The sequence below is a fragment of the Hyphomonas sp. J20-32 genome (genome assembly GCF_055808555.1).
On the sequence record NZ_CM147873.1, the window covers coordinates 1461132 to 1475137 of the forward strand.

Genomic DNA, 14006 nt, shown 5'->3' on the forward strand with positions numbered 1-14006 from the left:
TAATGTGTCTGTGCCAGCGCCTGCTGGTGTTCTCATGGAAATCAAAACTCATATGGGCCGCTTCCTGAAAGCCCTGGTCATGACGCTCCTGATCATGGAGATCACGACCATCGTCGCGCTGACAACTGTCTGGACATCACTGTCCGAGCTTCATGCAAGTCAAACAATCATCAACACGGCGCTCGGCTTCTCGGTTGGCGGCCTGTGCATTCTCACTGTCATGCTCTTTCGCCGCGCGCTCGCAGCTGAGTTCAGGCTGGAGGCAGACGTCGAAGAGCCATTGGCCGACCTGGCGGCCGTTCTCCCGGGTTTCAAGCTGGACCTGCCCGCCCCGAACGCCATTGGCCCGGCAACGAATCCGGTTGTGTCAGGCGACCTTCTGCTGGTCCGTGGACAGCCACGTCTTCATCGCGTCATATGACAAGGCCTGGCTGAACAGGTAGCCCTGCATCAGGTCGCAACCGGCAGACGTGACAAAGGCCGACTGCAGTTTGGTCTCGATGCCTTCGGCCACGACGCCGACTTTCAGCGTCTTGGCGAGTTGCATGATCGATGTCAGCAGGTCGGCAATCTTGTTGTTCGTCCCGATGCTCTGGATCAGGGACCGGTCGATCTTCAGCTTGTCCAAAGGCAGGTCCAGCAGGGCGCGCAAGTTGGAGAACCCCGTGCCATAATCGTCGAGCGCAATCATCACGCCGGCATCGCTCAGGCGCTCGATATTGGCGTGCGCCGCATCCAGGTCGCCGATGATCGCGGATTCGACAATCTCCAGGCACACGTTTTTCGGATTGGTTCCGGTCCGCGCCAGGCTGGCCAGGAATCGCTCCGCAAAGTCGGATGCAACGATGTCCATGGGTGTGACGTTCAAGGATAGGTAGGCAATGGTGCCGTCCTCAAGCCAGGGGGAAACCTCGCGACACGCAATGTTCAGGATTGATGCATCCAGTTCGGAGCCGAGCCCGCACTCATGGGCAAGGTCCAGGAATTCGTCAGGGCCGACCGGTCCGTATTTCGGGTGGGTCCAGCGGGACAAGGCCTCGACGGCACGGACCTTCCTGTTCTCGGCTCCCATGATTGGCTGGTAGAAGGGCCTGATATCACCGTTTGCAATCGCGTCCGGCAAGTCACGCACAAGTTGCATACGCCGCGACAGGCCCTCGCTGATCTGCTCGTCGAACGCCTGCACCATGCCCCTGCCTCTGCGTTTCGCCATCATCAGGGCGACATCGGCATTGCGCATCAGTTCGTCGGCATGGTGCGCATCTTCGGAGAAGATTGAAAATCCGACCGATCCGGAAATCTCGATCCTGCGGCCCGCAGCTCGGATGGGTCTGAAAGCATATTGGCGAGCCTCTTCCAGGCCCTGGAGCATGCGGCTGTCATCAATTTCCGGCAACTCGGTCAGAATCGCAAATTCATCGCCGCCCCATCGGGCGACAGTAAAGACATCCGGCAATTCGGTCAGTCGCCGGCCAACCGTCTTCAACACCAGGTCGCCGGTCGGGTGGCCGTAACGGTCGTTGATCTGCTTGAATCGGTCGATATCGACGATGGCCAGGCCGAACCGCTTGCCCTTGGCCTCATAGGATTGCACCGAAGCCGCCAGGTCGTGCTCGAAACCGAGCCGGTTTTTCAGGCCCGTTGCGGGATCCGTCTGCGCGACGGTCATGGCCATCTTCTGGTTCATCTCGGCCAGCGACAGGCGGTCTTCAAGCTCCAGCGCGCGTCGCGCCGACGTCTCGCGTAACCGCTGCAACTGGACACCGGCTTCCTTGATCTCGGCCTCGTAATTGTCCTTGGTCGTATTCAGCGTTTCCGTCGTCGTGACGGAGGCGAGGATGATGGCGACAAGGCCGGTTGTCCCGTCAGGCAGTTTGAACGGCACCTTGCGGGTCAGGGCGAACGTGTCCGGGCCGATCTCTTCCTCGTTGATGCTCTCCTCGCCGGCAAAGACCCGCCGGTCTTCCGTCCAGAAAACCTTGACCTGGTCGGCGGGGAAGAAGTCGCGATCGTCCTTCCCGAGATAGTCAGCATTCCCCATCAGCTCATCAAAGGCCTTGTTGGCAAAGATCCACTGATGTTGGGCATTCTTCACAAACACGGGATAGGGCAGCACATCGAAGACCTGCTGCAGGTCATGGAGGATTGTCATTTTCGCGCCCCCCGCGGCATGCCGAATGCGCAAGCGCGGTTCTGCACGCCTGGAAAGCCTGCCGGTATCGTGGTGAGAGCGATATCAATCATAATCGTTTACTATGCTGAATGGTCTAACTAATTTGCTAATTCAGCTGTTGAGATTTCCTGAGACTGCCCACTGGCGTGGATGTTGGGGGCGATTCGGAGAGTTCAGGTGCCGGCGCGTCAGGCATTTCGTTGCCGTTCAGCGAGGATTCCGGCGCACCGTTCGCCTGCAGGTCCTAGCGTCGATTGTCGTTCAGGAAGACGGTAATCATTGCCGCGTACGGATCGCCGGGCTCGCCGAGCCCGCGGTTCATCGTCTTGTGCGTGCGGTCGGCGGCTTTGACCGTGCGTGCTTCATGCCCCGCCTTGCGCAGCGCCTTCGCTAGCGCTTCGGACGCCTCCGGCGCGCCCCTTCGGTCGACATAGAAGACCAGCATGGGCGGCGTCGGCGTACCCGCCTTCACCTGCAAGGTCGGCGAGGCTGCCACCCAGTCGTCCCGGTCATCGCCAAAGGCCGGTCGGTAGAGTCGGGGCAGGCGGCGCCCGCCAAACCGGGCAAGGCCCGGAATGTCATAGGCCGCGCCGTCGAGCAGCACGGTTCCTCGTATCACCGCCGGCGTCAGCCCTTCGGCTGCCAGGTAGCGCCCGTCCACCGACACCAGCGCCGATATGTGCGCGCCCGCCGAATGGCCCATTAGGAAGATATTGTCCTTGTCGCCGCCATACCGGCCGATCTCCCGGTGCACGAAGGCAACCGCGGCAGCCGTGTCGGCCATGAAGGCCGGAAAGGGATCGTCGGGTGCCAGGCGGTAATTGATCGAGACATAGACAAAGCCCTGATCGTTGAAATAGGGCACGTGGCTGGCGCCGATGGCGTTGGTTTTATTGCCCTTCGTCCAGCCCCCGCCATGCACCATCACCAGTACCGGCGCGTTCCTGGCCCCGTCGGGCACATAAATATCGAGGCTCAGCGATTCGGGATCGACTCCCGGCAGGCTGGCATAGGGCACGTCGCGGAATACCTCGGCCTCCGCCTCGAATATCAGGCCGAAGGCGATCAGGGCAACGATGGCAAGCAATCTGCGCATGGGACTCGGTCCTTCAAATGGCGTAAGATGACTTCAACGTAGATTGCCCGAAAATCCGTCGCGGCCGCATTTCCTGTGGGCATCCCTGTGGACAAGTGTCGCAGAGGTTACCGGAACATCTTGCGGCATTAACCTGAATGAAGCACTATATGTGGTGTATATTGCTCCACACATCGACATGAACACCCAAGGAGGCCCCGATGGCTGACGGAACCAAGAATTTGCCAGGACTGCTGACCCCCAGCTTTGCCTACAAGCCGTTCCGCTACCCGTGGGCCTATGATTTCTGGAAGAAGCAGCAGCAGGTCCACTGGATGCCCGAAGAGGTGCCATTGGGAGAGGACTGCAAGGACTGGGCGGTCAAGCTGTCTGACGGCGAGCGCAACCTGCTGACCCAGATTTTCCGCTTCTTCACGCAGTCCGATGTCGAGGTCGGCGCGAACTACATGACCAATTACATGCCCCTGTTCAAGCCGACAGAGGTGTCCATGATGCTGGCCAGCTTCTCCAACATGGAGACGATCCACATCGCCGCCTACGCCCTGCTGCTCGAGACGATCGGCATGCCCGACAGCGAATTCTCGGCCTTCATGGAATACCAGGAGATGGCCGCCAAGCATGACTATCTCGGCCAGTTCGGCTGCGAGACGAATGAAGACATCGCCGTCTCCATGGCCGTGTTCGGCGCCTTCACCGAAGGTCTCCAGCTGTTTGCCAGCTTCGCCATGCTGATGAACTTCCCGCGCTTCAACAAGATGAAGGGCATGGGCCAGATCGTCACCTGGTCGATCCGCGACGAGTCGCTCCACTGCGAAGGCATGATCAAGCTGTTCCACGCTTTCTGCGCCGAGACTGGTGTCATGAACGATGAGCTGCGCGAGAAGATCCGCGAATGCTGCCGCACCGTGATCGCGCTGGAAGACAAGTTCATTGAACTGGCCTTCGAGGCCGGCGAAGTCGAAGGCATGACACCCGACGATATCAAGCAATATATCCGCTACATCGCCGACTGGCGCCTCGGCCAGCTGAAGCTCGAGCCAATCTACGGCATCTCCAAGCACCCGCTGCCCTGGCTGACGGAAATCCTCAACGGGGTTGAGCACGCGAACTTCTTCGAACAGCGCGCCACCGAATATTCCAAGGGCGCCACCCGCGGCGACTGGCATGGCGACGACGGCGTCTGGTCAAACTTCGACAAACGCAAGCCGGCAACCGTCCCGGCGGAATAGGAACAGATATTGATTTCTTCAGGCTCCACGCTGGGACCTGTCATTTCAGGAAGCTTGCAAGCACGTATCCGCGTTGGGTTTCATCCTCTCCAAGTTGGATGAAACGCCAGCTATTGTCGCGTGAGATCAGTCGGACTTCGTCGCCGACTTTTAGTGGGCCCCAACTAAGCGTATCAAACCCGGTGCCCGGTCCACCGCGCACGTTCAGTGAAGATGCGGTAACGGTCCAGACTTTGTCGTCGCCATTGTCGAATGGCTTCATGAGATAGTTGGCTGCGGCCTTGATCTGGGCCTTCGCAAGGTCGGTCTTCTTGCGGTGCGCCCGATTGGCGTCCTCCGGATTGGATCCAAAAAATGGCTCGGTCAGGATCGAAGGCCGAAATCCCATCTGCTTGAGATTTTGCTCGCCTCGGCCACCGCTGGCTGCATGTGGAGTCTTGATGCCTCGATCACGCAACTGGAGCACCTTCACCGTCGCCGAATGGACTGCCTGAGCCAGCCCCTTCGACACATCGGTTTCATACAGGGTTTCCGACCCTGTTGCGCGAGGAGTTGCGGAGTTGAAGTGCAGCTCCATAGATGCATCCGCGCCCCATTGCCTAATCCGATCGAAGGCGCCGCGAATTCCGCCTTGATCGCGCAGGAATACTTGGGCTTCGAAACCCGGGATGTGCTCGGCCACTTCGATCATCTTCGCGGCAAGGTCGCGATTCCAAGCATACTCTTGCATTTGAATTGGTCTGACACCTTTAGCACCTTGCTGATGCTCGGTATGGCCAACCAGGATTGCGAGTTTAGCCATGTACGAAAGCTCCTCGGCGTGCGGTCTGAATGCTCATCACGATAGACCCGGTATCGACAGGGACCGCGATATGATTGCTGCCAAGATCGGGCTCACCGACATGGCGGCGTTTCCGAACAGTGAGCGTCCGATCCGCATCATGCCCCCAAGTTCGGTCTCATCGGGCATTCCCCCGCCGTTCTGGCTTAGGAAAATGCGAACCAATGGCAGGCCGACGGCAGCAATCAGGGTAAGGGAGAAAACCAGCGCCCAATAGAAACTGAGATCCGCGCCAAACTGCTGCACATTTTCCAGCAAGTCTGTCAGAATTGCGTCTTGCGCCTCGGCGCCGCTTTGCACGGCTTGGGCATGCATGCCCTGGTCCAGAAATATTGAGGGAAGATGAAAATACATCGTTGCCGTCAGTGCGCTCGAGCACAACACAACCGCAAGGCCGTAAGCAATCATCTTTACTGACCTGTTCCTCAAGGCTTCGTCGGCATTCTCATACTCATCTGGCTCATACATCGGCTCATAGGCCAGCACGGTCCTGCTTGCCGTCGCGGCGAAGATGACTGCCACGACCCCGAACCAAGTGGGCGTGAGAACTGACAAGTCCAGGACGGAGAGGCCCAACAGTTTTGTGTTGATCCAATACTCGCCAATCGGTGTTTGGCTGTAGAATGAGACGAAGAAATCGTGAGTGAAAGTGTACGCGACCAGGCCATAGGTTCGCAGCAGGATGAAGAGCCCGCAGATAATGACGGCACCCGCGACGGAAAAAATCAGGAATGGCAGGAAACTGTCCCTGTTTTGTGAGTGGACAGTTTTTATCGACACGATAAGCGACGCCGAACACACGAAGACCTGAATAATCTGCAATCCCATGAACAGGAGTATATTTCTCGGGAAGGGATTGGGTCGGACCAGATCGCCTATGAGGCCGAGTTCGGAAGAACTGACAATGGCGAAAGGCGCCATCAGCTGAAAGGCAAGCAGTGCAAGCCCGACGGGCGCAAGGATGATCACTGATCCGAGGGGAATCCGCCTGAACACTTCAGCTGACTCTCTGTCGTGTGCGAATAGGCGGGCTGGCCTCTGCAACTTGTGCGTTGCTAATGGCGAAAGTGAGAAAAATCAGCATGCGTCCCCAGCCCCCCTGACTGCCACACAGATTAGGAGGAATGCACGATTTCGACAACCTTGGAGTGTGGTATCCTCGAACGTTTTTAGTTTCGGTTCAACCGGCAGCGAAGGTTCTAGTTCGCCAGCTTGAACTCCAGCGGGTATTCGAGGCCCGTCACGCTCACGAACTGGCCGTCGACCAGTTGCGGTGCGAATTCGGCCTTCAGGACAGACCGTTCGGCCTCGCTCTTGAATACGGGGTCGGTGCACATGGCCGACACCTTGTAGGGCTTGCCGCGCGGATCAATCGCGAAGGCGACATTGCACGAGCCTGAAATGCCCCGCGTTGCTGCCTTGCTCGGATAGACCGGCATCGGCTCACGGATCACCTGGTATCCCCGCGAGGACACGACCACGGGGTTGATCGTCGGCATGGTCACATGGCTCGGCACGGATGCGGGCACAGCGCCGGCAATCTGGATGACGGGCAGGTCGATATCGCTGGCCGTTGTCGAGATTTGCGGTGGCGGCGGTGGCTTCACGGCGGCGTCCATCGGTTGCGGCTTCGGCCGTTTGAGGATGTCACCGATCGTATCCGGCAGCTGCGGCGTGAACGTGCCGAGGATGCGCGTTTCGGATTTCACCAGCGTCACTTCCTTCACATCGATCAGCGAATTCATCAGCAGGAACAGGCCATAGGCAACCGGCAAGGCCACCAGGGCGGCGGTCGGGGCGCGAGAGACGGGTGAATTCAGCATGCGTATTTCCTCCGATTGATGGCAGGCCGGTCTTCTGGTCTTGTAATGTAATAATATATCAAAATTGATATTTGTAAATCCCGAAACCATCGGCTGGCATCCGGACGGTCGTGACGCCCACGAGACAGGGTCAAGTGAGGGGCCGCCCGTGGCCGTGGGCGGCCCCTCCAACGCACAAGACCGGGAGGAAATGGCCTAGCGTTGTTCGGCGTCGGCGAAGATCATCGCGCCTGAACTGGCAAATTCGCCTGCCGCGTCGAGGCCCTCAAACGCCTGCTGTTCCCGGATTTTCGAGACAGCGGACGTGACGATGCTTCTGACGCATTTGCGGTCGGTATAATTGCCTCCGAAAACAGGGACATAGCTCGTGCAAGCGTCTTTTGCCTGGTCCGTGATGGCATTCAGGACTTCGGCCGCGCCGGCCTTGGTGGCCAGCATGTCCTTGTCATATGCGATGTTCACGGTGATGGGAGTCGTCTCTCCGGCGACGGCCAGCGGAGACAGGATCATGGCCGCGGCCATGATCGATGCGATTGGTTTCAACATGGGATAGCCCTTTAGAAGTTAGCGCCGGGACATTCCGGCAGGAAACTCCCCCCGCAGCTGAGCCTTGTGATCACTGTCCCCCGTAATCCGCCTCTCGACGCATTGGCCAACCGGGAACAGCCAACTCATGCTGCACTGCAATAATGTTCTCGCGAGCGCAGCATGGCAACGGTCGTTTTGCGAATTTTCGGTCAAAGCGCGGCCCTGTACCGGTTTCGCCTGATAAGCGAGCGTTCTTGCCTGATCCTTGGTCTGAAACAGGCCCAAAAATCAGGATAGTGTCAGGTCCGCCATGCATTTGTGACGGGGCAGGGCGTCGATCAGGCCCCGTGGGCCAAGCTGCAAATCGCATGATTACAACGTGCTGTGCGAATCACCCGCGGCCTTTGGGAAAATGCTGCGCGCCATCGGGCACAACCACCCAGTCATGCCGCGATTGCTCCCAGACAGACCGCACTGGTCCGCCAAAGCCCGGATCGGCAAAATTTCCGACCGCCACGCCCACGCCGTCCGGATGTTTTTCGGCGATCCAGTACAGCGTCGACCCACAGGTTGGGCAGAAATGATTGGTAAAGGTCCGCCCTTCGTCGGTCGGGCGCGTGAAGGCTTTGGTCGTTCCGCTGATCGTCACCTGGCTTTTCGGGTAGTACGCGCCGATCCCGAACACGGATCCCGTCCGTTTCTGGCAATCGAGACAATGGCACATGACCACCCCTGTCGGCTCCCCCGAAACCACGACTTCCACCTCGCCACACTCGCACCGGGCCACATCAGTCATCGCGCTTTTTCCCCTGCTTCTGATCGTCCGAATCCTAGCACGGGTGCGGCATTCGGGGCAGGGCCCGCCCGGCTCGACACGTCCTGACCGACCTAAATCCTCACCAATAGCAGTCGGTAGCCATACTGGTTACTAGCAATTGAGAATGATTCGCATATATGGACTCTTATCCAACAGGAGCCCCACAATGCGGCAAGCGATGCTGAAAACCTGTACCTACAGTCTCATGCACCTGACGGTCGCCGTCACGGTGGCCTTCGTGCTGACGGGGAACTGGCGCATCGCCCTCGGTGTCGGCGTGATCGAGCCCATGGTCCAGACCGTCGCCTACACATTGCACGAACGCGTGTGGAAGCGGGCAGGGGCGGGTCTCCCGGCGCCCGCCAATTGACGTATCCCGTCATTTCCGGCATCTGGCTGCATGACGAAACTCACCACACCCAAAGCCGTTGTCGATGCCCTTGAGGCGCTCTACAGCGATGCCGTCGAGGCCCTTTCCGGCGCCCTTGATCTCTACCTTCACAAAGGCACCCCGCCTGATACCAACCTGCGTGACAGCGGCGCCTTCTGCTATCCGCAGATCCGTCTCACCTATGATCCCGATGGCCCGCCGCCGCCGATCAGCCGCGCTTTCGGCAAGATGTCGGAGGCCGGTACCTACATTTCCAGCTTCACAAGGCCGGACTTTTTCCGCTCCTACCTGATCGAACAGCTCACCCCGCTGATGCGCGACTATGACATTGACGTCGTCGTCGAACGTTCGTCCCAGGAAATCCCCTATGCCTATGTCTGGGAACAGGGCCAGGCTGAAGGCCTCGACGAGATTTCGCCGGCCGAACTCGCCCGCTGGTTCCCCAGCCCGGAACTCGCCGATATCGGCGATGAAGTGGCCGATGGCGAATTGTTCGAGCCAATGGAAACCCACCCGCTCGCCCTGTTCGATGCCCCGCGCGTCGACCTCTCGCTGAAGCGGCTCCAGCACTATACCGGCACGCCGGTCGAACACTTCCAGGACTATGTCCTGTTCACCAATTATCACCGCTATGTCGATGCCTTCTGCGACTGGGCGCTGGAACAGATCGGCACGGACAACCATTACACCTCCCTGTCGGTCCCCGGCGGCCTCGAAGTGACCGACGTCAGCGAGACGTCGCGCGCCGACATTGATGCGGCGCCCTGGCGCCGGTTCCAGATGCCGGCCTACCACCTGCGCGCCCCGAACGGCGCCGGCATCACGCTGGTCAATATCGGCGTCGGTCCGTCCAACGCCAAGACGATCACGGACCACCTTGCCGTCTTGCGCCCGCAGGTCTGGATCATGGTCGGCCATTGCGGCGGCCTGCGCCACAGCCAGTCCATCGGCGATTATGTGCTCGCCCATGCCTACCTGCGCGAAGACCATGTGCTTGATGCGGTCCTGCCGCCGGAAATCCCGGTGCCGGCCCTCGCCGAAGTCCAGGTCGCGCTGCAGGAAGCCGCCGCCCGCGTCACCGGCGAAAGCGGCGATGCCCTCAAGCGCCGCCTGCGCACCGGCACCGTGGTCACCACGGACGATCGCAACTGGGAACTGCGCTTCACCGCCACCGCCCGGCGCTTCAACAAGTCGCGCGCCATCGCCATCGACATGGAAAGCGCCACCATCGCCGCCAATGGCTATCGCCTGCGCGTGCCCTATGGCGTGCTGCTCTGCGTATCTGACAAGCCGCTGCACGGCGAGATCAAGCTGCCCGGCGCGGCCAACCGATTCTACGAACGCTCGATTGGCCAACACATCCGTATCGGGATCGAAACGCTGGAGCGCCTGTCGGCCGACAAGGGCGCCAAACTGCACAGCCGCAAACTGCGCGCCTTCGACGAACCGCCGTTCAGGTAGGCATCCACCTCCCGCCGAAGAGCGGCGGGAGGTGGGGGGCTTATGGGGCCTACTTCTTCAGCTTCGTGATCTTCGTGCCTTCGATGCTGACACCGGCCATCAGGCCCTTCTGGTCGAAGATGAAGGCATAGGCGTCTTCCTTCAGCGTCGAGGTCGAGAGGTTCTCGGCCACACCGGCATTGACCAGTACGACTGTCGGGCCGACGCCGATTTCCCAGCCATCGGAATCCTCGACATATTTCACGGCCTTGTCGTTCATCAGGAACACGGCGTAGCCGTATTGCTGGGCGCCGGCCTGCAGGCCCCACGAGCCGGTGAAGGTGCTGTAATAGTCGGTCACGACACCGCCCTTGCGCATTTCGCCTTCGCCAAACGCACCGCCGACACCAAGGCCGGCTTTCACGATGGACGGGAAGATCAGGACGGCGCGCGACTGGTTGGCAATGGCGCGGGCCGCCGAATTGTCGGCTTTCAGCTTGCTGAGGGCCTGCTGGCTCTGCGCATCGATGTCCTGGCGGCTAACCTCATCAGGCAGGCTGGAACATGCGGTCGTCAGGACAGGCGCGCCAATCACGAGGCAGGCGGCGAGCAGGGCGGAACGGAAATTGGCCATGGGGTTTCTCCTTCATCGGCTCATGGGGTTGAATACGCTGCAAAGCGCCAAGGGACAACAATTTCCGGGCGTGTCGCCCGTTCCATTGCCCTTGGGCAAAGGCACGGCACAGGGGATTCGCTCTGGACGGCCCCGCGATCCCGCGCTAGCTCCCTGATTATGAATGATCGCATCTTTCCGCTCGACGGCGTCCGCAATTTCCGTGATTTCGGCGGCTACGCCTCTCGTCATGGCGGCAATGTAAAGCGGGGCCTGCTCTTCCGCTCCGGCCACTATGCCGAAGCTTCCGATGCCGACCTTCAGAGGATTGCCGATCTCGGTATCCACTTGCAGGCCGACCTGCGCCGTCCCGACGAGCGCGACAAGCAGCCGGGCAAATGGTCGGCGCCGAACACGATCACCAATGATGGCGGCCGCGAGATGGATGCGCCGCATACGCGCTTCCTCACCCAGGTCGAAGTCGATGCCGCCGCCGCCGATGGCTGGATGGACAATTACTACAAGATTGCCCCGTTCAAGCCCCACCATGCCGAACTCTTCTCCGACTGGTTCCGCGAGCTGGCCGGTCTCGAAGGCGACGCCGCGGGCGTCGTCAACTGTGCGGCCGGCAAGGACCGCACCGGCATCCTCTGCGCGCTGACCCACCATGTGCTCGGCGTCGGTGATCAGGATATCCGCACCGACTACGATCTTACCAACGAGGCCGTAAACGTGTCACTCTTCCTTCCTGACGCCGCGAAATATTTCAACGACATGTTGGGCAAGCACCATGATGTCGAAGTCTACCGGCCCTTCCTCGGCGTGCATGTGCGCTACCTCGAAACGGCGGTCGCCGCCATCGTTGCCGAATCAGGCTCGGTCGATGCCTATCTGACTGACACGCTCGGCGTTGACGAGGTCATGCAGAACGCTATTCGCGCCCGTTTGATTGAGGTCTAGGCGCCCAGCCGCAACAGGCCATTGCCCAGCCCGTCCTGAAACCGCTAAGGTCGCCCGAAATGAGCGAGCAAGACACTCCCGAGCGCGACGACCAGACCTTCTCCATGTTCGGAGATGAGGACCCGTCCGCCAAGCCGGCGGCCTATCAGGTCCTCGCCCGCAAATACCGCCCGCGCCTGTTCACAGACCTGATCGGCCAGGAGGCCATGGTCCGCACGCTCTCGAACGCGTTCGACACGGGCCGCATCGCCCATGCCTTCATGCTGACCGGCGTGCGCGGCGTCGGCAAGACGACCACTGCGCGCCTGCTCGCGCGCGGCCTGAACTATACCCGCGAAGGCGCCGACGCCCCGTCCATCCATCTCGACCCGCCGGGCCAGCATTGCGATGCCATCATGGCCAGCCGCCACCCGGACGTGCTGGAACTCGATGCCGCCTCCCGCACGGGCGTCGCCGACATGCGTGACCTGCTTGACGGGGCCCGCTATGCGCCCGTCTCGGCGCGTTTCAAGGTCTACATCATCGATGAGGTGCACATGCTGTCGACGGCCGCGTTCAACGCGCTGCTGAAGACGCTGGAAGAGCCGCCGCCGCACGTGAAATTCATCTTCGCCACGACGGAAATCCGCAAGGTGCCGGTTACGGTCCTGTCGCGCTGCCAGCGGTTTGACCTGAAGCGCCTTGATTCTGTTGAACTCGCCGTACACCTCAAACGCATTGCCGACCGTGAAGGCGCCAAGGTCTCCGAAGAGGGGCTCGCCCTCATCGCGCGCGCCGCCGAAGGCTCGGTGCGCGACGCGCTCTCGATCCTCGACCAGGCCATCGTCCAGACCATGGATGGCGCTGAAGTCAGCGGCGCGGACGTGCGTGACATGCTTGGCCTTGGCGACCGGGGCCGCCTGCTCGATGCGTTCGGCTTTGCGATCAATGGTGATGCGAAAGACGCTCTCACCGAGATCCGCGAACAGGTCCATGCCGGGGCTGACCCCGCCGTGATCCTGAAAGACCTGATGGACATTGCCGCCGACGTCTCCGTCGCGCAGGCGACCGGCGGCGACTATGATCCCGGCGGCCCGGCCGACTGGGCCGCGCGCACGCAGGCCATGGCGCAGAAGCTGACGCCCGCTCAGGCGTCCCGCTGCTGGCAGATCCTGCTGTCCGGCTTCAACGACTTGCAGACGGCACCTGACACGGCGACGGCGCTCAACATGGTCGTCTTGCGCCTGGCTGCCGCCAGCAACCTGCCCTCGCCGGAGGAGGCCGCCCGTCTCCTGGCTGCCGGAGGCAGCGCTTCGCCGGGAAAGCCTGATGCTCCCCATGAGGCGCCGCACCATCCCGGCGGCATCGCAAGCTTTGCAGACATCATCGCCCGCCTCGACGAATTGCGGGAAGTGAACCTCCAGGTCGAACTCGAAAAGTTCGTTCGCCCCGGCAAGGTCCTCCCGGGCCATCTCGAATGCGAACTCGAATCAGGGTCGCCCGCCGGCCTTCTGTCGCGCCTGAAGAAATTCCTCGAACACGAAACCGGCATGGACTGGAACGTGGCCCAGGTCTCCGGCGGCGGCGAGACGGTTCGCCAGTCCGAGATACGTACGCGCGAGGAGCTCCATGCCGCCGCAGCTGCCCATCCGGCCATTGCCGCCGCGCTCAAAACCCTGCCGGGCGCCACCATAGTTGACGTCATCGAGCCCCAGGCGCTTGAATCCGGCACGCCGGCTGACAATGTCATCCGCCTCAACGCCCGGCGCTAGAAACAGGAAAGCCCAAGATGAAAGACCTCGCCAAGATCATGCAGCAGGCCCAGGAAATGCAGGCCAAGATGCAGGAGGCCCAGGCAAAGATCGAGGCCACCGAGGCGGATGGCGTGGCCGGTGCCGGCCTCGTCCGGGTGCGCCTCAAGGGCAAGGGCGAACTGGTCTCCGTCGACATTGATCCGTCCCTGATGGGCGACGATCCCGAAATCCTCGAAGACCTCTTGAAGGCGGCTCATTCGGACGCCCGCAAGCGCCTCGACCAGGCCATGGAAGAAGCGATGAAGGCGGCCACACAAGGCCTCGGCGGCGGTATGCTCCCCGGCTTCAAGCTGCCTTTCTGA

General features: G+C 60.9%; 15 protein-coding genes. 7 read left to right on the top strand and 8 right to left on the bottom strand.

Annotated elements, in window-relative coordinates; genetic code table 11:
- Nucleotides 1–34: 34 nt before the first annotated feature.
- Nucleotides 35–421 (top strand): hypothetical protein, encoded by a 387-nt coding sequence (locus AC0L7I_RS07350; RefSeq protein WP_473398899.1) that lies wholly within the window; start codon nucleotides 35–37, stop codon nucleotides 419–421.
- On the opposite strand, the gene AC0L7I_RS07355 is transcribed toward AC0L7I_RS07350, so the two are convergent.
- A complete protein-coding gene (locus tag AC0L7I_RS07355) occupies nucleotides 368–2152 on the bottom strand; it encodes a sensor domain-containing protein (RefSeq protein WP_473398901.1) in 1785 nt (594 codons plus the stop codon). The genes AC0L7I_RS07350 and AC0L7I_RS07355 overlap by 54 nt on opposite strands.
- Before the next feature lie 265 nt (nucleotides 2153–2417).
- On the bottom strand, nucleotides 2418–3269 hold the full coding sequence (locus tag AC0L7I_RS07360) for an alpha/beta hydrolase (RefSeq protein ID WP_473398902.1): 852 nt from the start codon (nucleotides 3267–3269) through the stop codon (nucleotides 2418–2420).
- 200 nt (nucleotides 3270–3469) lie between these two features.
- On the opposite strand from AC0L7I_RS07360, the gene AC0L7I_RS07365 reads away from it, so the two are divergent.
- Nucleotides 3470–4498, top strand: coding sequence for a ribonucleotide-diphosphate reductase subunit beta (locus AC0L7I_RS07365; protein WP_473398903.1), 1029 nt, complete (start codon nucleotides 3470–3472; stop codon nucleotides 4496–4498).
- A 40-nt stretch (nucleotides 4499–4538) separates the two neighbouring features.
- Here the strand turns inward: AC0L7I_RS07365 and AC0L7I_RS07370 are convergent, their stop codons facing one another.
- The 5 genes from AC0L7I_RS07370 to AC0L7I_RS07390 all read right to left on the bottom strand — a co-directional run bounded on the left by AC0L7I_RS07370 (nucleotide 4539) and on the right by AC0L7I_RS07390 (nucleotide 8486).
- Nucleotides 4539–5300, bottom strand: coding sequence for an N-acetylmuramoyl-L-alanine amidase (locus AC0L7I_RS07370; protein WP_473398904.1), 762 nt, complete (start codon nucleotides 5298–5300; stop codon nucleotides 4539–4541).
- Nucleotides 5301–5336: 36 nt separating this feature from the next.
- Nucleotides 5337–6308 (bottom strand): hypothetical protein, encoded by a 972-nt coding sequence (locus AC0L7I_RS07375; protein WP_473398905.1) that lies wholly within the window; start codon nucleotides 6306–6308, stop codon nucleotides 5337–5339.
- A gap of 230 nt (nucleotides 6309–6538) precedes the next feature.
- Nucleotides 6539–7162: an energy transducer TonB gene (locus tag AC0L7I_RS07380; RefSeq protein ID WP_473398906.1), complete on the bottom strand. Its 624-nt coding sequence runs from the start codon at nucleotides 7160–7162 to the stop codon at nucleotides 6539–6541.
- Between the two features lie 195 nt (nucleotides 7163–7357).
- Nucleotides 7358–7708, bottom strand: a complete 351-nt coding sequence (locus AC0L7I_RS07385) for a UrcA family protein (RefSeq protein ID WP_473398907.1) — start codon at nucleotides 7706–7708, stop codon at nucleotides 7358–7360.
- 373 nt (nucleotides 7709–8081) lie between these two features.
- Nucleotides 8082–8486, bottom strand: coding sequence for a GFA family protein (locus AC0L7I_RS07390; RefSeq protein WP_473398908.1), 405 nt, complete (start codon nucleotides 8484–8486; stop codon nucleotides 8082–8084).
- A 187-nt stretch (nucleotides 8487–8673) separates the two neighbouring features.
- On the opposite strand from AC0L7I_RS07390, the gene AC0L7I_RS07395 reads away from it, so the two are divergent.
- Together AC0L7I_RS07395 and AC0L7I_RS07400 are read left to right on the top strand one after the other, a co-directional pair.
- Complete coding sequence (locus AC0L7I_RS07395; protein WP_473398909.1) at nucleotides 8674–8877, top strand: DUF2061 domain-containing protein; 204 nt, start codon at nucleotides 8674–8676, stop codon at nucleotides 8875–8877.
- Nucleotides 8878–8907: 30 nt separating this feature from the next.
- Complete coding sequence (locus tag AC0L7I_RS07400; protein WP_473398910.1) at nucleotides 8908–10359, top strand: AMP nucleosidase; 1452 nt, start codon at nucleotides 8908–8910, stop codon at nucleotides 10357–10359.
- Between the two features lie 49 nt (nucleotides 10360–10408).
- Here AC0L7I_RS07400 and AC0L7I_RS07405 read toward each other — a convergent pair whose 3' ends face one another.
- Complete coding sequence (locus AC0L7I_RS07405; protein ID WP_473398911.1) at nucleotides 10409–10972, bottom strand: lipid-binding SYLF domain-containing protein; 564 nt, start codon at nucleotides 10970–10972, stop codon at nucleotides 10409–10411.
- Nucleotides 10973–11131: 159 nt separating this feature from the next.
- Here AC0L7I_RS07405 and AC0L7I_RS07410 point away from each other — a divergent pair, with 159 nt between their 5' ends.
- From AC0L7I_RS07410 to AC0L7I_RS07420, 3 genes are read left to right on the top strand one after another with little or no spacing between them, the layout of a single operon-like run.
- Nucleotides 11132–11911, top strand: a complete 780-nt coding sequence (locus tag AC0L7I_RS07410; RefSeq protein ID WP_473398912.1) for a tyrosine-protein phosphatase — start codon at nucleotides 11132–11134, stop codon at nucleotides 11909–11911.
- A 59-nt stretch (nucleotides 11912–11970) separates the two neighbouring features.
- The gene (locus tag AC0L7I_RS07415; protein ID WP_473398914.1) at nucleotides 11971–13662 is read left to right on the top strand and encodes a DNA polymerase III subunit gamma/tau; all 1692 of its coding nucleotides are present in this window, start codon (nucleotides 11971–11973) and stop codon (nucleotides 13660–13662) included.
- Between the two features lie 17 nt (nucleotides 13663–13679).
- Nucleotides 13680–14006 (top strand): YbaB/EbfC family nucleoid-associated protein, encoded by a 327-nt coding sequence (locus tag AC0L7I_RS07420; RefSeq protein WP_473398915.1) that lies wholly within the window; start codon nucleotides 13680–13682, stop codon nucleotides 14004–14006.

Coding starts and splice junctions, on each gene's coding strand:
- AC0L7I_RS07350 (WP_473398899.1), top strand. CDS start 35: ATGGAAATCAAAACTCATATGGGCCGCTTCCTGAAAGCCCTGGTCATG.
- AC0L7I_RS07355 (WP_473398901.1), bottom strand. CDS start 2,152: ATGACAATCCTCCATGACCTGCAGCAGGTCTTCGATGTGCTGCCCTAT.
- AC0L7I_RS07360 (WP_473398902.1), bottom strand. CDS start 3,269: ATGCGCAGATTGCTTGCCATCGTTGCCCTGATCGCCTTCGGCCTGATA.
- AC0L7I_RS07365 (WP_473398903.1), top strand. CDS start 3,470: ATGGCTGACGGAACCAAGAATTTGCCAGGACTGCTGACCCCCAGCTTT.
- AC0L7I_RS07370 (WP_473398904.1), bottom strand. CDS start 5,300: ATGGCTAAACTCGCAATCCTGGTTGGCCATACCGAGCATCAGCAAGGT.
- AC0L7I_RS07380 (WP_473398906.1), bottom strand. CDS start 7,162: ATGCTGAATTCACCCGTCTCTCGCGCCCCGACCGCCGCCCTGGTGGCC.
- AC0L7I_RS07385 (WP_473398907.1), bottom strand. CDS start 7,708: ATGTTGAAACCAATCGCATCGATCATGGCCGCGGCCATGATCCTGTCT.
- AC0L7I_RS07390 (WP_473398908.1), bottom strand. CDS start 8,486: ATGACTGATGTGGCCCGGTGCGAGTGTGGCGAGGTGGAAGTCGTGGTT.
- AC0L7I_RS07395 (WP_473398909.1), top strand. CDS start 8,674: ATGCGGCAAGCGATGCTGAAAACCTGTACCTACAGTCTCATGCACCTG.
- AC0L7I_RS07400 (WP_473398910.1), top strand. CDS start 8,908: ATGACGAAACTCACCACACCCAAAGCCGTTGTCGATGCCCTTGAGGCG.
- AC0L7I_RS07405 (WP_473398911.1), bottom strand. CDS start 10,972: ATGGCCAATTTCCGTTCCGCCCTGCTCGCCGCCTGCCTCGTGATTGGC.
- AC0L7I_RS07410 (WP_473398912.1), top strand. CDS start 11,132: ATGAATGATCGCATCTTTCCGCTCGACGGCGTCCGCAATTTCCGTGAT.
- AC0L7I_RS07415 (WP_473398914.1), top strand. CDS start 11,971: ATGAGCGAGCAAGACACTCCCGAGCGCGACGACCAGACCTTCTCCATG.
- AC0L7I_RS07420 (WP_473398915.1), top strand. CDS start 13,680: ATGAAAGACCTCGCCAAGATCATGCAGCAGGCCCAGGAAATGCAGGCC.